This is a genomic window from Sphingobium sp. FW306-1B-F04DB, assembly GCF_058781925.1.
The window spans coordinates 141722-162557 of the sequence record NZ_JBYSXE010000002.1; the positions used below are offsets into that span (position 1 = coordinate 141722).

Consider the following 20836-nt stretch of genomic DNA (forward strand, 5'->3'; position numbering starts at 1 on the left):
TCACTACACCTCCGCGCTTACGGGGATGCGAGCCCCGTTCTTTTCAACCAGATGACGGGTGAACCGGGTGAGGCCTTCCTCAAGCCCGATTTTGGGCGACCAGTCCGGGAACAAGTGCCGCGCACGACCGAGATCGGGACAGCGGCGCTGGGGATTGTCGACCAGATAGTCACGGTCCTCGCTCGCCTTGAAGCGAACCGGAATAGGGGCACGCTCCAGTACCTCTGCTCCGGTGCGCGACACCGCTTCCGCAAGCGCGCGCATCGATATCTCGACCTCGTCATTGCCCGTGTTGATCGCGTCGCCCGCAAAGTGCGAGGCCAATGTCCGCATCATCAGCGCGATCGCGTCGCTGACATAGCAGAAGGACCGTGTCGGCGCGCCGTCGCTCAGCAGCTCAATCGGCCGGTCCTCGAGCAGGCAGGTCATGAAATCGGGCAGCACGCGCCGGTCGTCGAGCCGCAGCCCGGGGCCATAGACGTTGAAGGGCCGCACGAGCTTGATCGGGGTGCCGTAGAGCCGGTGATAGGTGACCGCGAGCGTTTCGGCGAGGCGCTTGGACTCGTCGTAGCAGGCGCGCGGGCCGGTGCACGATACATTGCCCCGGTAATCCTCGGGCGTCGGGATGAATTCGGGATGGGGATCGCCATAAATTTCGCTTGTGCTCATCACGATCACACCCCGCGCAGCATGGCGTCGCGCGAGCTCGAGCATGTGGCGCGTGCCTCCGACATTGGCGTCGATCGTCTCGAGCGGGAACTGCCGGTACACGGTGGGTGACGCGATGCTCGCGCCATGGACGATCCAGTCGACGGGCTGGTCGAGGTCGAGCGGCTGCGACACATCGTGGCGCAACAGGCGAAAATGCGGCTCGCCCTCGAGATGCGCGAGGCGCTCAGGCACCCCCGTCTTGAAGTTGTCGAGCGCGATGACATGGCAGGGCGCGCCGGCGCGCGTGGCGTTCCACGCAAGCAGCGTTTCGACGATATAGCTCATCAGAAAGCCGCCGGCGCCACTTATCAGTGCAGTGGTGCCCGAGAAGCGCGGCAGGATGTCGGCGAGATCGTCCAGAAGATCCCTCACGTCACGTTCGACCACGGTCGAGTAGAACTGCATCATTGCCCCCAACGCCATCTACGCGCCGTCATCCGCCGTTCCCGATCGGACAGACCACGAAATCCTTCGGCACATCGAGTGACCTGAGCGAGTTGCGCGCGTCGAAAATGACGTTCCCGCGCATCGCCGACCGCACGCGCGACCAGTCGAGTTCGCCCCATTCGGGCCAGGCGGTACCGATAATCGCGACATCACCATCCTCGAGCGCCGCGATCGCATCGTGCGCATATTTGACATCGCCGTTGAACAGCGATCGGGCGAGCTCGGTCGCGACGGGGTCGTAGACGGTGATGTCGGCGCCGCGGTCACGCAACTGCTCGACAAGGTCGATCGCGGGCGAATGGCGCAGATCGTCGGTCCCCGATTTGAAGGCGAGGCCGAGCACGCCGACCTTACGGCCGGCAAAGGCGCCGATACGCTCCTCGGCGAGGTCGAGCACCGCTGCGGTCCGGCCCGCATTCACCTCGGCCACCGCGTTGAGCAACGGCATCGCCACGCGCTTGTCGCGGGCAAAGGCGAGCAAGGCGGCGACGTCCTTGGGAAGGCAGCTGCCGCCATAGCCGCTGCTCGGGCGCAGATAGGACAGGATTCCCGGCCGCACGCGTTGCCCCTCGACAATCGGCGAAAGCCGCTTGTCGAGATGGAGCCCGTCCATCACGATCTCGGCATCGGCGCCGGGGGTCTGCTCGCACAGCGCGGCAAGTTCGTTGGAAAAGGAGATCAGCGTCGCCAGCAGCGCGTTGGAGGCATATTTGGTGAACTCGGCATTGCGCAGCGAAACCACGGGCTTGGGACAGTCGAACACTTCATAGACCGCCTGCAGCACACCCGCGGCGCGCGCGTCCGAGGCGCCGATCACGATCCGGTCGGGCGTCATGAAATCCTCGATCGCCGTCCCTTCACGAAGGAACTCGGGATTCATGCAAAGCCCGATCTCGGGCCCCACCGGCTTGCGCGCGGCAGCTTCGATGGCAGGCCCGACGACGCTGTCGGTCGTCCCGGGAACGACCGTGCTCTTCACCGCAACGACGTGATAGGCCAGCTTTGACCGGAGCGCGCGGCCGATCGCAGCCGACGCCGCCTCGATCTGCGACAGGTCGATATGGCCGTCGGCATCGGGGGTCCCGACCGCGATCAGCGTCACTTCGCTCTCCAGAACTGCGGCTTCGAGATCGGCCGTCGCCGACAACAGCCCCGCCGACACCGTCTCGGCGACGAGTTCCTCGAGGCCCGGCTCGAAAAAGGGCGCCTTGCCTTCGGCTATCATCGCTACGCGCGGCGCCAGCTGATCGACGCACACCACCTTGTGCCCAAGCCGTGTCAGGCAGGCGCCGGTGACAAGGCCGACATAGCCAGTGCCGATAATCGAGATGTTCATGCAGCGGCGGCCTCCACCAGCCGGCGCTCGAACTGCATCCAGGGCGGATCGCCCGCTTGGGCCAGACGGTCGAGATGGTCGCGGTCGCGGACCGTATCCATCGGATGCCAGAAGCCCTTGTGCTTGTATGCGAAAAGCTGGCCGTCCCGCGCCAGATTGGCGAGCGGCGACTGTTCGAGCGGTTCGTCGTCGCCGGGCAGATAGTCGAGTACGCCGGGTTCGAAGACGAAGAAGCCGCCATTGATCCAGGTTTCGTACTTGCGCACCTTTTCGGTGAACTCGCTGACCCGGTCGCCGTCGAGCTCCAGATTGCCGAAGCGCGCGGGCGGCTGGACCGCGGTCACCGTGGCGAGGCCACCATGCGAGCGGTGGAACTTGAGCAGAGCGTCGATATCGATATTGCCGACACCATCCGAATAGGTGACCATGAAGGTCTCGTTGTCGAGCCAGTCGCGCAGCCTGAGCAGGCGCCCGCCCGTCATGGTGTGCTGGCCGGTGTCGACGACCGAGACGTTCCAGTCGACATCCCTGGTCGGCTTGAGCGTCATCCCGCCATTGCCGAGCGCCACCGTGAAATCGTTGTTCATCAGGTGGAGTTCATGGAAGAAGCTCTTGATCAGCATGCATTTATAGCCGCACGCAACGATGAAATCGTGGTGCCCCCATTGGCTGTAGATATCCATCACGTGGAGCATGATCGGGCGGCCGGCGACCTCCACCATCGGCTTCGGGATACGCACGGTCTCTTCGGCCAGCCGTGATCCCAGGCCACCAGCGAGAAGCACTGTCTTCATGTTCGGACTCCCCCGGGCACGCGCTCCGCGCCCTTGTCAGTCGGCATCTGGACGCCACTATACAGGAGCCCCATCGATCAACGGCGCGCGCAGGAGAGGTAGGCAAACTGGGCTAGATCGCGACCCGATTGTGCACCGCACGATCCATCGCAAAGGGATAGTAATCCGGGAGATTGATTGATCGCCGACCGCCCCTGGCTAGTCTGGGCGGCAAGAAGAACGCTGCGGAGCTTCTGAATGGAGCGTGTCGATGCCGGACAGGCCGGTCCCTGCGACGGGAACGGCCGTAGCCCGATGCACATTGCCTTCATACTGGCGGCGCTTGGTGCCGGCGGCGCCGAGCGCGTGGTCAGCCTGATGGCATCGCAATGGGCGGCGCGCGGCGATAGCGTCACCATCATCACCTTCGACAGCCCCGACGACCCGATCTATCACGACTTCGACGACCGCATTCGCCTCATTCGCCTTGGCGCTGCGTCGGGCAAGGGCGGAACCGCGATCGCCATGATCCACGCCATACGGCGCGCCTGGCTGTTGCGGCGCACGCTCGGCCAGCTCAGGCCCGACCGGATCATCTCCTTCCTGACCAAGATCAACGTCCTGACGCTGATCGCCACGCTCGGCCGCGCGCAGCCGGTCATCATTTCGGAGCGCAACAATCTTCATCGCCAGACGATGAGCCCGCTCTGGCGGCAGCTCGCCGGGTTGCTCTACGGGCGCGCGGAAACGATCGTGATGCAGACCGAACAGAGCCTCGCCTCGCTGCCGCGTACCGCGCGCGAGCGTGCCGTCGTCATCCCCAATCCGTTGCACGGACACATGACCGCGAACGCTTCGGAAACGCATTGCATCGTCGCGGTGGGGCGGCTCGAGGCTCAAAAGGGCTTCGACCTGCTGATCAACGCCTTTGCCCGGATCGGCGAGCTCAATCCGCAATGGACACTGGTCATCTATGGCGAGGGCCCCGAACGCGTCGCGCTCGAGGCGCAGATCCGCAACGAGCGGCTTGACGGTCGTGTGCTTCTGCCAGGACTGAGCGAAACGCCCGGCGGCTGGATCGGACGGAGCGCGATCTTCGCGCTGTCCTCGCGCTTCGAGGGCTTCCCGAACGTGCTCGGCGAAGCGATGGCGGCGGGCCTGCCCGTGGTCGCGTTCGATTGCGCTTTCGGGCCGCGCGACATGATCAGCGACGGTGTCGATGGCCTGCTGATTCCCGACGGACGCGTCGGAGCGATGGCGGACGCCATGGCGCGGCTCATGCGCGACGCTGCGCTGCGCCAGCGACTGGGCGCGGCCGCCGCACAGAGCGCGGCGCGCTTCGCTCCTGATCGGATCATCGCGCGATGGGATTCGCTGATCGCACGGCCGCAGCGGCCGCGCGACACGCGCCCCGGGACCGCTCAGCCTGCCGGGGCCGGATTGACGGGCGCGGGCTGAACGAACAGCCGTAGCGGCTCATCCGCCGGGAGTTCGAAGGCACGATATCCCTTTTCGCGCGCAAAGGCCTCAAAGGGGGCGTCGAGCGCGCCCTCATGCCCGGTTACGATCGCCACCGGGGGATCGCGCGAGAGGAAAGCAGGCAGTTCGCGCGGCGATACAATGCGGTAATAGCGCCGGTCGTCGGCGGGCACGAGATCGGCGACGCGATACTGGAACGGTCCGGAAGCAAACTCTGGATAGACCGCAAACCCTGCTTCGAGCGCGAGGACAGGCGACAGCGTCGCGATCCGCCTTTCTGCATGCGGCTCGGCAACCAGCGCAGCAATGCGCGCGCCCGTCGCATGTGCCTCAACTCCCGCCCATTTGGCGGGCGCCGCGAACGCTGCGGCACCCTGCCCAAGCCGCGACGCGCCCGACGCCAGCGAAAGCAGCGCGATCACCGCCAGAAGCGGAAGTGCGCCCCGGCGTTGCCACTCCTCGAGCCTGCCCAGCGCAAACAGCGCGAGCAATGTCAGGAACGCGACGGGAGGCGCATAATATTGGGCAAAGGCGGGCGTCGGCGCGAACGAGACCAGGATGCCGCACCCGATCAGTCCCAGCACCATCCATATTGGCCAGGTCAACCGGGGCACGGACCAGCGGCCCTCGCGCCCGGCAAAGCCCGAGAGCGCGAGCATCGCGCCCGCCGCGACCGCCGAAAGCAATGTGGCGCCCGAGAACCAGATCTCTTCGGCAAGCTGCACCTTGTCAGCGATCGATATCGCCTTGGGCACATCGAGCACCTGCCAATAGCTCAGATGCGGTCCGGTGAAGTAGCGGACGGTATGCGCGAGCAGCGACTGCAGGTCGCTCAGCAAATAGACCAGCGTCGGCAGCATGCCGACAATGCCCGCCAGTGCGAAGGGCAGCAGCACCGATCTGAGCCTGGTCGCGAGCGGCAGCCCGGCAGGGGCCACCAAAGCGGCAACGGCGAAAGGCGGGATCAGGAAGATGTAGCTGACCCTGAAGCCGATCGCGAGCGCGACGCAGATGCCCGCAAGCGCAATCCTGGAGGCGTGCGGTTGAGGCGCATCGAGCCCAGCGACGAAGAAATGCACGCCGAGCAGCGCCAGCGCGATCGGCGCGAAGCTGTTGGTGACGAGCAGCCCCGGCTGACCGAGGAACAGCGTGTTCGACACGAGCATTACGACCGCGAACAGCATTGCGAGCCGCGAGCCCGTCACGCGGCGCGCGGTGAGCGCGATAGCAGTGCACGCGAGGAGCCACCAGCCGAACGCGAGCAAGCGCCCGACGAGCAGATAATTCTGTTCTCCGGTCAGCTTGAACAGCGCCGCCAACGTCCAGGCCATGTTGGGCAGATGGTTGTAGCCGAGATCGCGATAGAGCGTGTAGTCGGCAACCATCGCGCCCGCGGCGATGTGGATCTGTTCGTCGTGCTGGAGCGGATAGGACATGATCCGCCCGAACAGCGCGATACCGAGCAGTGCGAGTAGGATAAAGCCAGCGGCGGTGACGATCAGACCGCCGTCGCGCGGGACGGTCCGCGCCGCACCGGGCGCGTCGCCGGGATAGGGGATGTCCGAAATCATCGCACATCCCCTTTCCGCCCGACCGAGATCGGCGGCATCGCATCACCGGATTGGCGGTCCACCGTCACCGTGCCTCGACTGAAACGGCAGCACGTCCATGCCCCGGGGTGCGTTGCGGCGCTGCCCCGCGCGGCGCGAGTTGCTCGTAGATCGCCGTGATCGCGTCAGCATGCCGCGTGTCGCAGAAATGCTCGCGCGCGTGCGCAACCGCGGCCGCGGTCAAGCGCTTGCGCAACCCCCAGTCTGCCAGCACGCGTTCGGCGCCGCGCGCCAGCGCCACCGCGTCCTCGGCCGGCACGATCAGTCCCGTACGGCCATGCTCGATGGCTTCCCGATTGCCTCCCGAATCGGTCGCGACGACGGGGGTCCCGACAAGCATCGCCTCGACCAGCGTACGCCCCAGTGGCTCCTCCACCGCGGGCACCATCAGCAGATCGCACGCGGCGATCCATCCTGCCCCGGGCCGACGAAAGCCCATCAACCTGATCGAGTCCGCAATGCCCAGTGCCCGCGCGCGCCGGGGAACGGCGATTTCGGCACCGTCATGCGGTTCGCCGAACAACAGGCCCATGATGCGGATGTCAGGCCGCATCTTCTGCAATTCCGCGATCGCATCGATAAACAGCAGCGGCCGCTTGCGATCCATGAGCGCGCCGAAAAATCCGACCAGGCGAACATCGTGGGGAACGCCCAGTTCATCGGTCAGGGCCCTGCGCCGCGCCGCGCGATCCTCGCTGATGCGCGTGTCGAAGGGACTGAAGATGACACGGACGGCGTCGGGCCGCTTGCGATAACGTGGCGCGGCAAAGCGCGAGACGGCGACGATCTGGTCAGCCAGCCATGGCGCCACGCGGAGCCCGGCGGCGGTCGGGTTGCCGCGATGGTGCCAGAGCAGCCTGGCCCCCGCCAGCCGCGCCGCAAGACCCCAGGCTGCGTGGCAGCGTCCGTCATTGGTATGAACGATCGCGACGCCATGCGCCTTCAGGAATCGCGTTCGCGCGGGCAGATCGGGAAGCAGCCCCATCAGTGCGGCACCGCCAACGCGCCGGCCGTGGACGAGGTGGCGACGGCCGGGATCCGCCACGATCGGGACCCCGGCATCACGATAGAGCCGCGCCACGGGCCCCTCCATGTGCTGGAGGACGACGAGGGGGGTGAAGCGCGCGGGGTCCAGATTCCGGATCAGTCCAAGCACCGAAATGTGATTGCCGCCGATCACGTCGCCGACGAACGGAAAGCAGATCGTGATGGGATAGTCCGCCACCCAATCCCCCAAATATGGTTGGCGCAACCGGAGCGCCTTCAGGAAGATTAGCACCGCGCAGGCGCAGGGTATCGGGGCTATTCGGGGTAAATCTCCCGAGACGTTCCGGCCTGCGCAGTCGCCGCCGGCGCCGCCGAGGGCGCCGGGACGCGAATCTCTGCGAACAGGTAGTCAAACCGCGATTTCGAGCTTCCTGGTCGGTCGCGCAAAAGACCAGATTCGATCGAAGATTTTTCAAGCCTTTATCAATCGCGTCCAATGTCGAATGGAGATTCAACGGTGATCCTGTCACCAGCCCGAGCCCCGCGCTCCTTTGCACCGCCACCTTGATCGGCAGCAGATAAGTCCCGTCCCTTGGAATGAGCGAGGTTGTAAAGTTCAGCCTAACAATCGCCAGCAACGGCTGCCCCGACGGCGCCGCCGATCGCGCCTCCGACGGCACCGCTGGTCGCGCCATTCGCGGTGTTCTTCTTGCGCGTCTCCGAAGTGTCGCTGCTATCATCGTCGCTACTGCTGGCACTCGCCGTCGCGGCACCGGCGGCGGCACCCGTAATCGCACCCGCGGCCATTCCGACGGCGGTCGAGCGGCGGCAACCGCGACGGTAATAGTAATCGTCGTCGTCATAGACATGGTAGGAATAGCTGGTGCCGCTGGAATAGCTGCGCGAATAGCTGCGCGAGCGGCCGCTTCCCTCTTGCACGCTCACGACCCCGGCGTGCCCGTTTCCGTCGTCATAGGCCGCGACGGCGCCGCCGCTGCTGCCGTCCTTATAGCCGGCGACGACTGCACCACCGTTGCCGTCGCTGACGCCGGCAACGCCCGCGCCATTGCTGCCGCTGCGATACCCGGCGACAGCGCCGCCGCCACCACCGCCATAGGCGTACCCGGCCGCACCACCGCTACTGCCGCTCCTGTAGCCCCGCACCTCGCCGGACCCGTTGCTGCCGTTTGCATATCCTCGGAACGAGCCGCTGCTTCCGTTACCATAACCGGCGACCACGGCCGTATTGCTCCCGTCAGTCACCCCGGCGGCGCCCGCCGCGGAACTGCCGTTGCGATACCCGGCGACAGCGCCGCCGCCGCCATTGCCAGAGGCGTACCCGACCGCACCGCCGCGATTGCGGTTAGCATAGCCTCGTACCTCGCCGGACCCGTTGCTGCCGTTTGCATATCCTCGGAACGAGCCGCTGCTTCCGTTACCATAACCGGCGACCGCGGCGGTATTGCTCCCGTCAGTCGCCCCGGCGGCGCCGGCGCCGGAACGGCCGTTGCGATACCCGGCGACAGCGCTGCCACCATCGCCAGAGCCGTAGCGGGCCGCACCACCACGATTGCCGCTGCTATAGCCCCCTATCCCGCCGCTCGCGTCCCTGCCGCGGGCATATCCCTGGGACGAGCCACCGCGCGCCTCGCGATCGCCGGGAACGCCGGGAGCATTGCGCCCCCCGGTCGCTCCGGCGGTCCCGGCAGCGGAACCGCCGTTGCGAAACCCTGCTGTTTGTGCTCCGTTTCGGCCGCTGCGCAAGCCGTCGCTTCCCTGAGCCAAGCTGCTGGCGCGCCGGCGCTCGGACCCTTCACGAGCGAGCTCACGAGGCCCATTGGCACCGCCACCCGACCGGGCGGGCCCGCCGCGAGTCAGATCAGGTAAACCGCCGCCGCTCGACAGCTGCGGGAAACCGGACGGCGGGCTTGGCAGGCTGCCGCCGGGGAACCCGCCACCCGGCCCGGGCGGCGACGGCGGTCCCGGGGGAGAGGCCGTTGCGGTGGAGGCGACCAGGCTGATGGTCGCAGCGGCGCTCAAGAGGATCTTCTTCATGCTGGTTCCTCGTTGTGTCAGAAGGGGTTAGGTAATGCCCCGGTTGGAACGCTGCCACCGCTCGGTGCCAGCGCAAGCCTGGCCCTGGCAGCGATGGTCACCACCGAACTGGTGCCGATCGCGCTGCTTCGCTTACGGAGGGTGACGTCAGGCCCCCTGGAGTAGCAATTCGTCTTCTTGAGCCGCGGCAGGCCGCAACGTCTTCAGCGCGCCAGCCCATTTGTGAAGCTCGTCCAGCAGATCGTTAAGCCCGTCCTTCATCGGCTGGTTCGGGCGGAACACGCCGTCGTGACCGACGAACTGCGGGAAGTTCGGAACCGGTATCACTTGCGGAAGCGCATGCACGTTCACATTGCCCAAGAGTTGGCGAAGGATCTGAGCTGACCGCAACCCACCCGAGATGCCGCCGTAGCTGACGACACCGGCTGTCTTGTAGAACCACTCCGGCATGAGCACCTGCACTGCGTTCACAAGGGCCGCAGGCGCGAAGTAGTCATACTCGGGTGTGACGAAGAGAAACGCATCCGCCGATGCCACGCTGGCGCTCCACCGCTTGGTGGGCTCGTTGACGTATTGCTGGGCCTTCGGATGGCTGGCCTCATCCAGCAGCGGGAGACCGAAGTCAGCGAGGTCGACCAGCTGGACGTCGAATTTACCGTGCTCAACGGCCGCTTCTTTAGTCCATGACGCGACGACAGGACCCATGCGGCCGGGACGCGTGGAACCGATGATGATGTTCAGTTTGAGTGCCATGATGCTCCCTTGGGGATGTCTCGATTTTTCAGACAGTCGAGGGGGCGGAAGCCTTGGCCTCCGCCCGCTTGAATGGTTCAGAAGCGGTAGCTCAGCCCCGCGAGGACGCGGTGGCGGTCATAGTTGCCGTCACCCTCGCTGAGGTCCGAATAGCGATACTCCATCCGCGCAGACACATTGCTCATAAGCTGACGCTCGACACCGCCGCCGACGAGCCAGCCATCCTGGTTGGTGGTTTCGGATTGCGTACCGGCAATGTTCGCCGTCGTGGTTTTCACCCGGGCGTTGGTATAGCCGCCGCGGGCATAAAGGAGCGTGTCCGGCGTCACCAGATAGCCGGCGCGCGCGGTCAGATCGAACGAGTATTTCGGATCGAGCGTGTAAGAGCTGGCGCCGCTGAACCCGTGCAGCTTGTCGTCATTGGTAACATCGAAGCTGCCTTCAGCCCCGAGCACGATCCGCTCATTCAAACGGTGATCGAACCCGGCGTAAACGCCGCCAGTGAACGATTGCTGATCGTCGTCGATCGCGGCGACGCCAAGCGGAGTCTCAGGATTCGTTACCTCGGCCGAATTCCACCCCGCCTGGACGCCGACAAACGGCCCGTTGAATTCCTCGGCAAACGCCGTGCCGGTGAAAGCAGTGCCGAGAAGGGTGAAGGTGACGACGGTCGTGGGGAGGCGCATTCTATACTCCTGTTTCTTGAACTGTCCGCTTTCCGATCGGAGCGGGTGGCAGCGACATCGGCCTTTCCCAGAGGTTCATCAACGGTCAGGTAGTTCAAGCATCCTGTCCTTATGGTGCACAATCTTGGGAGCTGCGTGCAGCAAAGAGAGGCCAGCAGCGAACTGCCAGCCTCTCAGGGATTTTGACGAAGGTGGAGCCGCCCGACGGCGGCTTCGAATGGCTCGCTATCGCTCAGCTACAACAGAGGAACGGCGCAGCCTTGCTCAGGCGGGCCAGATTTCGACCGAAGGGGCAAAGCCGCGGTGACGCGCGACATGCGCGAGAATCCGCACTGCGTCATTCGACGAGAAACCGGCACCCAGAAGCGCATGCACATCCTCTTCGCGGAGGCGCTTCCAGAACCATGCCTTGACCGAGAAGCGCCGCAAAGTTTCCAGACGCTTGTTCGCGAGTGGTCGCGGGGTCTCGGCGCCGAACAGGATCCGTTGCAGGCGCGCGAGCAATCCGTCGGGATTCAAGCTCCTGGGACCGTCCCAGCGCGCCAATTCGACGATTTCCCACTCGGCGCCGCTGAGTTGCCCGTAATGGACCAGCGGAATGGCCCGGTCACGCCCGCCAGCAATGCGTGTGGTCTTGGGCCAGGTATTCGCTTGAATCATGGTCATGGATCCTGTTCTTGATGTTCGAGGCCGTACTCGCCTCGAGCGGCCAAGCGATCAACGGCCGCCCGGTGCATGGAATGTGGCCGGTTGGTTCACGACGGCGAGCCAGCCGGGATTGCTCGGCCGGGACCAGCTAACGGACCATTTGCTCTCTCATTGCACCAGTGTTCCGCCATTCATCGGCAGACAGCTGCCGTTGATGAAGCTTGATTGGGAACTGGCCAGGAACAGGACGAGCTGCGCAATCTCGGCCACCTCTTCGAGATGATTCATTGGGGGGTGAGCCGCAAGTTTCGCGTGCTCTTCGGATGAACGGAGATTGCTCAGCTGCGTGTCCATGTAGCCGGGCGCCACTGCATTGGCCCGTATGCCCTGCTGTCCATACTCCAGCGCGACACCCTTGGTGAGACCTACCAGACCTTGCATAAAGGCGGTGTAGGCTCCGACTCCGGGCGCAGCGACCGCGCCGGCAGAAGTAACCAAATTGACGATTACGCCTCCGCCCGCGTCGATCATCGCCGGAATCTGCGCACGCAACGCATAGAACACGCCGGATAGACTGATTGCGGTAAACTTGTCCCACGTCTCGATGGGAATTCCCGCAAGCGGCGCACGCGCCGAACTGTTGCTGGCATTGTTGACCGCAATGTCCAGCCAGCCGTAGCGGTGCTTTGCAAACGTTACCAACCCGAGGTGGTATTTTGGGTCAGCGATGTCTCCGGCCATGAAACTGGCGCGTCCGTCGGCCGACTCGATCGCAGCGACGGTTTGCTCGCCGGCGGCAATGACCTGGTCAGCGACGATGACGTTGGCACCTTCCCGGGCAAAGAGAAGCGCAACCGCGCGCCCGATGCCCGAGCCGGCGCCCGTGACGATGGCGGTCTTGCCTTGAAGGACTGGGAGCCGCTCTTCACTGGCGCGAACGGTCTGGAACGGGAAATCCCGGTAAGTCATGTGTGCAACCTTTTTGAGAACCAACGGGGCGCTAAGTGTCATGGCGCCGGCAGCGGCGATCAACCGCCCGCTGGTTCATGGTTGCTGTCCTTATGGTGCGCGATTGCGCGCTTCGCGCTCACGGTTGATTTGCTGAACCTTGGCGTTGAAGAAATCGATGAAGGTGCGGACCTTGGCGGAAAGAAACTTGCGGCTGGGATAGACCGCATAGATTTTGGTGGCGATCTGTGCGGTGCCTGGCAGCACCGCCTCAAGGCGCCCTGAGGCCAAATCGTCCTCGACCATGATGTCGGGTAATAGGGCCATGCCCATCCCCTCCAGCGCGACCAGGTGCAGAAGCGATTCATTGCCGCTTTCGAACCCGGCCTGGAACTTCACGACCTCGCGGCCGTACGATCCCTCGAACGGAATAGCGGCGCCCACGTGCATGCCTTTGCACAGCAGAAGTTTCTGTCCATTGAGATCGGCCAGTTTCTCGGGCCGTCCGACCCGATCGAGATAGGCAGGCGAAGCAACGAGGTGAAAAGGCATGTCGGCGACGGGACGGGCGATGAGACCCGGATCGAGTGATCCCGGGACCGTGGCACGGAGCAGGAGGTCGAATCCTTCCTCCACCAGATTGATGAGCCTACCGCTCAGCTCGATGTCGAAACGGACCTCGGGATAAAGCGAATCGAACTCGGCGAGCATGGCCGAGAAACGTGTGTTGTCGAACCAGAGAGGCGCGCCTAGCCGCAGCGTTCCGCGCGGAATGACGGTGGTGTTGCCGACAGCCGCTTCGACCTCGTCGAGCGCTTCGAGCGTTTGCTTCGCCTGGTTAAAATACAGCGCACCGGTTTCGGTCATGCTGACGTGCCGGCTGGTGCGATTCAGAAGCCTCGTTCCGAGCCGACTCTCCAGAGACCTCACATGCTTGCTCGCCATGGTCGGCGACATATCGTGGCGGTCTGCAGCACCAGTGAAGCTCTTCAGCTCCACAACGCTGCAGAACACGCGGAGACTTAACAGCGTATCCATAGATCATGCACCTACAGGACATGTTGGTTGAACTCAAGCCGCGTTGATAAAGTATCACGACAAGTGCATTTCGGCCGGCGTCGGCGGCCGCTGCCCCCATTTGCCCCCACATGCGGCTGCCGACAGCTCTCTTGGATCAACAGCGCAGGACAGATCAGCATGGCGCAAACACGTTGTTCCGCACACAAACTGACCGGCCAAATAGGAGGTTGAGTAATCATGGCGATGGAGCCCGCGACCATCTCGGCTGTCTCGGCGCTAGCTGGCTCCGGCATCGGTGCCCTGGCATCGGTCACGACCACCTGGCTCACGCAGCATTTCCAGAGCAGAGCTCAGCGTCTCAGCCAGGAAGGGTCGCGTCGCGAGCGGCTGTTCGGCGACTTTGTCGATCAGGCATCGGAAAACTATGCTGACGGGATAGCTCACGAGAAGCTGGACGAGCCTACCAAACTGGTGCCGCTGTACGCGACCATCAACAAGCTTCGTCTCTTTGCAACACCCGAGACGATCCGCGCGGCCGAGGCGGTTCTCGAAGGCATCATCGAAATATACCACGCGCCTCCTTCGACGTTGAAAGAGAAAAGCTCGAGCATCGCCGCTCACGACATCCTGCGCGCATTCGCCGAGGCATGCCGCAGCGAGCTCAAAGCCTTGCGCTAAAGCCCTGTCGGATCCGTATGCCTCTGCCGGACGTTCGAAGGCACCTCAAACTTTGTGATTCTGATCTGGGGGCTGTCCATTCAATGCATCGACCAGCCATGGCTCACGGCCACCGACTGGCTCATGCCCTGTCCTCGCTTTCGCAATGAGTTGATAGTGCTGGTGCGCATTTTCGCGGGTCCGAACAATCCTCCGGACGCTGATCGCCGAAGCCAGTTCCCCCAGAAGATCGGTCCCCGATCGCCATGCGAACTGGGTCACAGCGTCGCCGCCCCCGGTTCCGGAACGGCCGCATACACCTTCAGGAAGGCGTCTGCCGCTGCGGTCGCCGCAGTCACGATGTCGTTGGGATCGCTGGCGTCCTTCGCGGAGAGCAGGTGCCGCTCGAGCAAGTCCCATTCATTAAGGCCCTTCCAGTGCATCGCCGTGGTCCAAGGGTCAGCGAAGTTGAGGCGCCCTTCCTTCATCATCACCGCGAAACGGTCGGCGAGGCGCTGCCACGCGGGACGGAGCGCGGTCTCGTAGAACTCCCGCGCGATTGGCTGGTTGGCGACGGTCCGAATGCTCGCCGCCCGCGACTGATGCCGCGACAGATAGGAAATCCCGAGCCGGATAAGGCCACTGCGCAGGTCCTTTTCCGCCAGAAATTCATGGAGCAGTCGGTCCGCCTCCTCGTTAACGTCATGGTTCAGGACGGCGCGAAGCAAATCCTCCTTGGAAGAGAAATAGCCGTAGAGCGTCGCTTTAGATCCACCGACCCGGGCCGAGATGGCGGACATGGAGGTGCGCTCATAGCCAAGCTCTTCAAACAGCCCAGCGGCAATTCGAATAATTTCCAGACGTTTCTCTTCTGTGCGCACACGCATTGGAATTCATCTCCGCGATTATTGTCAAAAGATTTAGTGGGGAGTTCCAACCTGCAGATCGCTCGAGGCCGACAGATATCTGTCGAGCAGCTGCCGTGTTGGCGGGGTCAAAACAGCCCGAAGCTCGCCAGTGAAACTGTGCCGGGCGCCGGCGATGAATTGCCGGTCCTCGAAGGCGGCGAGCCAGCGGGTCAATGCCGATGGCGTCACGCTGATCAGCGAGGCGAGCTTGGCGAGGCTCAGGTCGCACCAGCGGTCCGAATGAAGAGCCAGGAGAATGTCCCAGGCGGACTCCTCGATCATGGCGGGCGGCAGGATTGCGGTTGGCGCCTGTCCTCCGATTTGGAGGTTGCGCTGCAGTTCGTTGCTCATTGCAAGACTCCCTTCGTCTGAGCGTCATGGAACTGGGAAACAGCCAAGGCCGGGTCTGCGGCCGGATCGTCGCTGCCGTCGGACAAGCCCCCGACAAGGACCGTCGCGATGATCAGGACAGCGAGCCCGCTCACGGTGCGTGCGCGAAACCAGCCTCGAAGCGCCGGCATCAGCAGCGCCAGCATGACAAGCATGATGATTGGCCCGAGAATCCGATATGGGACCGATGAACCACCAAGTCCGGCGTCTTGAAGCGACCAAGCCAGCGTGCCCGCGAAAACGGCCATGTAGGTCCAGGCTCCGGCCACATGCCGCTTCGCCAGCAAAGTCCCGGATAGGATCAGCCCGCAGCCGGCGAATAGGAGCAATGAACCGCTGCCCAGAGATGAAAAGGCGCTAACGCCCGTCAGCAGGACTCCCAGCAGCGCGATCAGCGACCCGCAGATCGCGAGGATCGATCGATGCGCAGAGTCCGAATGCAGCCGGGATCGGCGAGGAACCTGTTCTGTTGCTGACCTAACCATCGTCACAAATCCTTGTGGTCTTGGGGCTCTGCCCGCGCCCGTAAGGGGCAACGGCGCGGGCAGAGCGATCCGGCGCTGGAAGGAAGGGGAGGACATCTTCCAGGCCGGTAAACCTTAGGCCGTGCTTACCGGGAGCGACGGAGTGAAGCCGCGGTGATGGGCGACGTAGGCGAGGATCCGCTTGGCGTCGGTCACGGTGTATCCGGCATCGAGGAAATCCTGCACTTCCGTGGCGGGAACGAAGTCCCAGAACCAGGCGCGAACCGAGAACCGCCGCGGCGCCTCCAGCCCATCGTTCGCCAACCGGCGGGGAACGGCTATTCCGAACAGGCTGCAGGCGATACGTGCGACGATGCCGTCAGTATTGAGGCTGCGCGGTCCGTCGTCGCGCGCCATGTCGATAACCTGCCAGCTCATTTTGCCCTGGCGCTGTGGTTCGATGGTGGAAACGGCGTTCATCGGATGTCCTTTTCTCAACTTGTACCGTACGGCCTAGTCCATTTTTGGATTATGTGTCAACATAAAAATGGACCGTACCGTACGGTCCTGCCTTTGCAGAGGTTTAGAGTGGATCAAGCGTGGTCGCCGGACCAGGATCGACGCCTATCGAGCGAATCGCGCTCGATTCGACCTGGCTAGCCGCGACGGTAAAAGATGTGCGCCCCAATCTGACTCACGCGAGCGAGGCGGCCGCCCCAGGCGGGCGCCACGTAATCGGCATGATACCAGAGCACGTCGGGCGCCAGCTTGTTCGCCAGCTTCTCGTCTGCGATGTGAGCCACCGCCACAGCCGTCCGCCAGGCGACACTGCTCTCGTCGATCGGCGGGAAGAGGCCGTTGCGGACGAATGAGAATTGCGCAGGCTGCGTCACAACCGCGCAGATCGAGGCCGGATACTCGCCCGACGCGGCACGGTTCAGCACCACCTCGGCTACGGCCAGTTGGCCTTCGAGCGGTTCCCCGCGCGCCTCGAAATAGACAGCGCCGGCGAGGCACCCCAGCTCCTGGTCCGTACCAACCGCGGCCGCATGATCTCGAACCAGCTCCTCAAGCGGCTGGTCGACCGGATTACCAGAGGTCGGCTTTGCTTCGCTCGGCGATGCAACAACGGGCAATAAATTGGCGCAGGCCGCCACCGGAGGAGCGGCCGAAGCGCTAGTCGCTGCAAACGCAAGCGAGGCCGCGGCGATGTCGCGGGCACATACTCTGTGCTTCATATTTGACTTCGAAGTTTCGTTCGCGACGTTCAAGGCGGCTCTGCGTCAGAGCCGCCGCGCGGGATGCCGAAGCCTGTCATGAGAATTAGGTACCGTACGGTCTAGTCTATTATTGATTAGGTGTCAATTTGAAAAATGGACCAAGGCGTACGGTGCTGCTTCGCAGCGATATTCTGCTTTGACGATAGCGGCAGATAGGGCCCAAGGCGCTGCCGATTCGCGCGAAGGGGTACCGTCGACTCGCTGCGAGTCGCGACGGACAGCATTGGAATTCAGACGCGGCAATTCAGCCGTGTCGCCTAATCAGGATGAATCCCGTGCGCCCTCGCGCGCGCGGAACGTGAAGTGCGCTAGCCTCGCGCCTTTCTCGGCTTCGGCTCCTCATTGCCGTAGATCCTGAGAAAGGCGTCGACCGCGTGTTTCACGACTGCTTCCACTTCCTTGGGATCCGGGTGCTTGGCCGCGTTCAGAAGCTGCCTTTCGAGCAGATCCTGCAGCACGAGGCCCTTAAAGTGCATGGCGGCCAGCCAGGGATCGGCGCGCCGGAGCTTGCCTTCAGCCATGAGCGCCTTGAAGGCGTCGGCGACCCGCTTCCACGCCACGCAAAGGACGTTCTCATAGAACTCCTCGCCGATGCCGGACTCTGCCGGCTGGGTTGCGACAATGCGCATGTTCGAGATCGCCAGCGGGCCGAGCTGGCGCGCCAGATAGATTTCCCCGAGGCGTGTCAGCCCTTTGCGCAGGCTCCTTTCGCCGAGGAACTCTTCCATCGCCTGGTCGGCGATATCGCCCACGTCGAAGTCGAGCACCGCGCGCAGCAGGTCCTCTTTCGATGGAAAATAGTTGTAGAGAGTCTGCTTTGAACCGCGCATGCGCTCCGCGATCGTGAGCATGGACGTCCGCTCGTAGCCCAACTCCTGGAATGTCCCGGCCGCGACTCGGATAATCTCGCGCCGCTTCTCATCTGATCTCGTCCGCACCATCGCCACAAATCCCTCAAAACTAAACGGTACCATACGGTCTATTTTTGCATTGACAAGCCCGATACCGTGGACTAGACCGTACGGTACCGTTTAACCGATACAGGGTTTGAAGATGAAATCGAATCGAACTGCGCGGTCGCGCTGCGCGGTGCTGCTGACAGCCGCACTGCTGACTAGCGCCTGTGCCTCCATTCCCGATCTCGGGACGAAGCCGGTGCCGCACGCCGCGAGCGACTATCAGTCGTCAGTGTCGCTAGCCGGATCCCATGCCGAATGGCCCGGCGACGGCTGGTGGCAGGGCTATGGCGATCCGCAGCTGACGCGTCTCATCGATGAGGCGCTGGCCGGCTCGCCCGACCTTGCCGCCGCGGCGGCTCGCATGCGGGCTGCGCAAGGCTATGCCCAGGCGGCCGGCGCGGCGCTCAAGCCCACCATCGACGCCTTCGCCTCGGCGGACGTATCCAATTCCAGCCAGAACGGAAGCATGCCGGCTGCGGCGATCCCGGACGGCTGGAACGACAGTGGCAGTGTCGGGCTCAGCCTGAACCTGAACCTCGATCTGTGGGGCAAGAACCGCGCGGCGATGCGCGCTGCGCGTCTCGACGCAACGGCCGCCGAGCTCGAGCTCGACGAAGCGCGGCTTGCCCTCACGACGGGGATCGCGTCGACTTACGCCGAGCTGGCGTCGCTTTACGCCCAGCGCGACAGCCTCGAATCCGCGCTCGACATCCGCACGCAGTCGCTGACGCTCGTCAAGCAGCGCGTGGCTTCCGGCCTCGACAACGACAGCGCGCTGCGGTTGGCCGAAGCGCGCATCCCCCAGACACGGGCCGATCTGGCCGCCACCGACGAGGCCATTGCGCTCGCCAAGAACGCGCTCGCCGCCCTGGTGGGCGCCGGTCCCGACCGCGCGCTCACCATTGAGCGCCCGGACATCGCCTCGCTGCAGATGCGGGGCATTCCTGGCACCGCGTCGATTGACCTTGTCGGCCGTCGTCCGGACGTTGCCGCCGCCCGTGCACGGGTTGAGGCCGCAGCGCAGCGGATCAAGGTAGCGCGCGCCGCCTTCTATCCGGACGTCAGCCTCCAGGCGCTGATCGGGATGCAGGCCTTCGGCCTCGGTAATCTGTTTTCCAGTGGCTCGTCGTTTGGGAGCGTTGGGCCCGCGGTAAGCTTGCCCATCTTCCACGGCGGCGCGCTCCAGGGCGAATATCGCGGTCGCCGCGGCGAGTATGACGAGGTGGTTGCGCTCTACGACCGCCAGGTCATCCAGGCGCTGCGCGAGACCGCCGACGCCGCGACGAGCCAGAAGATGCTCGGCAAGCGACTGGCAGAATCGCGCGATGCGCTCGCCGACTATGAGGACGCGCTCCGCCTCGCGCAACTGCGTTACAAGCAGGGCCTGTCGACCTATCTCGACGTGCTCACGGCGCAGGAAAGCGTCGTCGGCGCGCGCCTCAAGGTCGCCGAGCTCGAAACCCGCGCCTTCACACTCGACGTCCAGCTGATCCGCGCCCTTGGCGGCGGCTTCTCGGCTGCGTGACCACCTCAACAAGGAGATTAGAAATGGCTGATAGAGATCCCGGCACCCTGAGTGCCACCGAAGAAGTTACCATCAATGCTGTTGCGGACACCAACATGAAAGCCAAGCGCAAGCGGCTGTTCGGCGCGCTTGCTGGCGGCATCGCGCTCATCGGGGCTGGCGGTTATGCCTATGATGCTTTGGTCGCCTCGAAGCATGCCGTCACCGACAACGCCTATGTGGGCGCCGATGTCGCGCAGGTCACTTCGCAGCTTGGTGCCCCGGTGAGCGCAGTGCTCGTCCAGGACTCGCAGCAGGTGCGCCGCGGCGACGTGCTTGTGCGGCTCGACAATACCGACGCGGCGATCGCGGTCGCGCGCGCCGAGGCCGATCTCGCAAGGGCCACCCGCAAGGTCCAGGGCCTGGTCGCGACCGACGGCGGGCTCGGCGCGCAGATCAGCGCCCGCGCCGCCGATGAAGCGCGCGCCGGAGCCGAGGTGGCGGCCGCCAAGGCAAGCTTCGACAAGGCGCGGATCGATCTCGAGCGCCGCCAGGCGCTGGTTGAGTCGGGCGCTGTGTCCGCCGACGAGGTGACCGCGGTCCGCAACGCGTTCAACAATGCCGCGGCCGGCCTTCGCGCCGCCCAGGCTGGACGCGCCCAGGCCGCCGCGGCGCGCAACGCCGCTGTCGGCGACCGCGACGCAAACCGTGCGCTGATCGCCAACACCACCGTCGACAACAATCCCGAAGTGCTTGCCGCCCGCGCCGCGCTCGCACAGGCGCGTGTTGATCTCGAGCGCACCGTCATTCGCGCGCCGATGGACGGCGTTGTCTCACGGCGCCAGGTTCAGGTCGGCCAGCGGGTTCAGCCGGGCGCGATGCTGATGGTCGTCGTGCCGGTCCAGGCGGCCTATGTCGACGCCAATTTCAAGGAAGTCGAGCTCGCGCACGTCCGCCCCGGACAGAAGGTCGAGCTGACCTCCGACCTCTATGGCGAAGACGTCGTCTTCCACGGCAAGGTCGCCGGCTTCTCCGGTGGCACCGGCGCTGCCTTCGCGCTGGTGCCGGCGCAGAATGCCACGGGCAACTGGATCAAGGTTGTCCAGCGCCTGCCGGTGCGGGTCACGCTCGATCCCAGGGAGCTCAAGCAGCACCCGCTCCGCGTCGGTCTGTCGATGGAAGTCGACGTGGACGTCTCCAACTGATCAGCAAGGGGCAGGC

Annotated in this window: 21 protein-coding genes; 4 read left to right on the forward strand and 17 right to left on the reverse strand. The window is 64.4% G+C overall.

Going from position 1 to position 20836, the window contains the following annotated elements:
• Positions 1–3: 3 nt before the first annotated feature.
• From AC3WJD_RS02735 to rfbF, 3 genes are read right to left on the reverse strand one after another with little or no spacing between them, the layout of a single operon-like run.
• Positions 4–1134 carry an NAD-dependent epimerase/dehydratase family protein gene (locus AC3WJD_RS02735; protein ID WP_492744294.1) on the reverse strand — a complete coding sequence of 377 codons (1131 nt, stop codon included), beginning with the start codon at positions 1132–1134 and terminating at the stop codon, positions 4–6.
• Positions 1135–1144: 10 nt separating this feature from the next.
• Complete coding sequence (locus tag AC3WJD_RS02740; RefSeq protein WP_492744295.1) at positions 1145–2494, reverse strand: UDP-glucose dehydrogenase family protein; 1350 nt, start codon at positions 2492–2494, stop codon at positions 1145–1147.
• A complete protein-coding gene (gene rfbF, locus AC3WJD_RS02745) occupies positions 2491–3288 on the reverse strand; it encodes a glucose-1-phosphate cytidylyltransferase (RefSeq protein WP_492744296.1) in 798 nt (265 codons plus the stop codon). The genes AC3WJD_RS02740 and rfbF overlap by 4 nt, the downstream gene beginning before the upstream one ends.
• A gap of 237 nt (positions 3289–3525) precedes the next feature.
• Here rfbF and AC3WJD_RS02750 point away from each other — a divergent pair, with 237 nt between their 5' ends.
• On the forward strand, positions 3526–4725 hold the full coding sequence (locus AC3WJD_RS02750) for a glycosyltransferase family 4 protein (protein ID WP_492744298.1): 1200 nt from the start codon (positions 3526–3528) through the stop codon (positions 4723–4725).
• Here AC3WJD_RS02750 and AC3WJD_RS02755 read toward each other — a convergent pair.
• The 8 genes from AC3WJD_RS02755 to AC3WJD_RS02790 all read right to left on the reverse strand — a co-directional run bounded on the left by AC3WJD_RS02755 (position 4689) and on the right by AC3WJD_RS02790 (position 13471).
• Positions 4689–6317 (reverse strand): glycosyltransferase family 39 protein, encoded by a 1629-nt coding sequence (locus AC3WJD_RS02755; protein WP_492744300.1) that lies wholly within the window; start codon positions 6315–6317, stop codon positions 4689–4691. The genes AC3WJD_RS02750 and AC3WJD_RS02755 overlap by 37 nt on opposite strands.
• A gap of 64 nt (positions 6318–6381) precedes the next feature.
• Complete coding sequence (locus AC3WJD_RS02760; RefSeq protein WP_492744301.1) at positions 6382–7581, reverse strand: glycosyltransferase family 4 protein; 1200 nt, start codon at positions 7579–7581, stop codon at positions 6382–6384.
• Between the two features lie 383 nt (positions 7582–7964).
• Positions 7965–8507: a hypothetical protein gene (locus AC3WJD_RS02765; protein ID WP_492744303.1), complete on the reverse strand. Its 543-nt coding sequence runs from the start codon at positions 8505–8507 to the stop codon at positions 7965–7967.
• A gap of 1038 nt (positions 8508–9545) precedes the next feature.
• Positions 9546–10151, reverse strand: a complete 606-nt coding sequence (locus AC3WJD_RS02770) for an NADPH-dependent FMN reductase (RefSeq protein ID WP_492744305.1) — start codon at positions 10149–10151, stop codon at positions 9546–9548.
• A gap of 77 nt (positions 10152–10228) precedes the next feature.
• Positions 10229–10837, reverse strand: a complete 609-nt coding sequence (locus AC3WJD_RS02775; protein ID WP_492744307.1) for an outer membrane protein — start codon at positions 10835–10837, stop codon at positions 10229–10231.
• A 264-nt stretch (positions 10838–11101) separates the two neighbouring features.
• On the reverse strand, positions 11102–11503 hold the full coding sequence (locus AC3WJD_RS02780; protein ID WP_492744308.1) for a hypothetical protein: 402 nt from the start codon (positions 11501–11503) through the stop codon (positions 11102–11104).
• Between the two features lie 150 nt (positions 11504–11653).
• Positions 11654–12454 (reverse strand): SDR family NAD(P)-dependent oxidoreductase, encoded by an 801-nt coding sequence (locus AC3WJD_RS02785; protein WP_492744310.1) that lies wholly within the window; start codon positions 12452–12454, stop codon positions 11654–11656.
• Between the two features lie 90 nt (positions 12455–12544).
• The gene (locus AC3WJD_RS02790; RefSeq protein ID WP_492744312.1) at positions 12545–13471 is read right to left on the reverse strand and encodes a LysR family transcriptional regulator; all 927 of its coding nucleotides are present in this window, start codon (positions 13469–13471) and stop codon (positions 12545–12547) included.
• A gap of 219 nt (positions 13472–13690) precedes the next feature.
• On the opposite strand from AC3WJD_RS02790, the gene AC3WJD_RS02795 reads away from it, so the two are divergent.
• A complete protein-coding gene (locus AC3WJD_RS02795; RefSeq protein WP_492744314.1) occupies positions 13691–14131 on the forward strand; it encodes a hypothetical protein in 441 nt (146 codons plus the stop codon).
• A 257-nt stretch (positions 14132–14388) separates the two neighbouring features.
• Here the strand turns inward: AC3WJD_RS02795 and AC3WJD_RS02800 are convergent, their stop codons facing one another.
• The 6 genes from AC3WJD_RS02800 to AC3WJD_RS02825 all read right to left on the reverse strand — a co-directional run bounded on the left by AC3WJD_RS02800 (position 14389) and on the right by AC3WJD_RS02825 (position 18126).
• A complete protein-coding gene (locus AC3WJD_RS02800; protein WP_492744316.1) occupies positions 14389–14997 on the reverse strand; it encodes a TetR/AcrR family transcriptional regulator in 609 nt (202 codons plus the stop codon).
• Positions 14998–15030: 33 nt separating this feature from the next.
• The gene (locus AC3WJD_RS02805) at positions 15031–15369 is read right to left on the reverse strand and encodes a MarR family transcriptional regulator (RefSeq protein ID WP_492744317.1); all 339 of its coding nucleotides are present in this window, start codon (positions 15367–15369) and stop codon (positions 15031–15033) included.
• On the reverse strand, positions 15366–15893 hold the full coding sequence (locus tag AC3WJD_RS02810; RefSeq protein WP_492744319.1) for a hypothetical protein: 528 nt from the start codon (positions 15891–15893) through the stop codon (positions 15366–15368). Before AC3WJD_RS02810 ends, AC3WJD_RS02805 begins: the two co-directional genes overlap by 4 nt.
• A 114-nt stretch (positions 15894–16007) precedes the next feature.
• Positions 16008–16352, reverse strand: coding sequence for a hypothetical protein (locus tag AC3WJD_RS02815; protein WP_492744321.1), 345 nt, complete (start codon positions 16350–16352; stop codon positions 16008–16010).
• A 176-nt stretch (positions 16353–16528) separates the two neighbouring features.
• Positions 16529–17143 carry a cell wall hydrolase gene (locus AC3WJD_RS02820; protein WP_492744323.1) on the reverse strand — a complete coding sequence of 205 codons (615 nt, stop codon included), beginning with the start codon at positions 17141–17143 and terminating at the stop codon, positions 16529–16531.
• Positions 17144–17460: 317 nt separating this feature from the next.
• Positions 17461–18126 carry a TetR/AcrR family transcriptional regulator gene (locus AC3WJD_RS02825; protein ID WP_492744324.1) on the reverse strand — a complete coding sequence of 222 codons (666 nt, stop codon included), beginning with the start codon at positions 18124–18126 and terminating at the stop codon, positions 17461–17463.
• Positions 18127–18205: 79 nt separating this feature from the next.
• On the opposite strand from AC3WJD_RS02825, the gene AC3WJD_RS02830 reads away from it, so the two are divergent.
• Both AC3WJD_RS02830 and AC3WJD_RS02835 read left to right on the forward strand, forming a co-directional pair.
• On the forward strand, positions 18206–19636 hold the full coding sequence (locus AC3WJD_RS02830) for an efflux transporter outer membrane subunit (RefSeq protein WP_492744326.1): 1431 nt from the start codon (positions 18206–18208) through the stop codon (positions 19634–19636).
• A gap of 23 nt (positions 19637–19659) precedes the next feature.
• A complete protein-coding gene (locus AC3WJD_RS02835; RefSeq protein ID WP_492744327.1) occupies positions 19660–20820 on the forward strand; it encodes an HlyD family secretion protein in 1161 nt (386 codons plus the stop codon).
• The last annotated feature ends 16 nt before the right edge of the window (positions 20821–20836 follow it).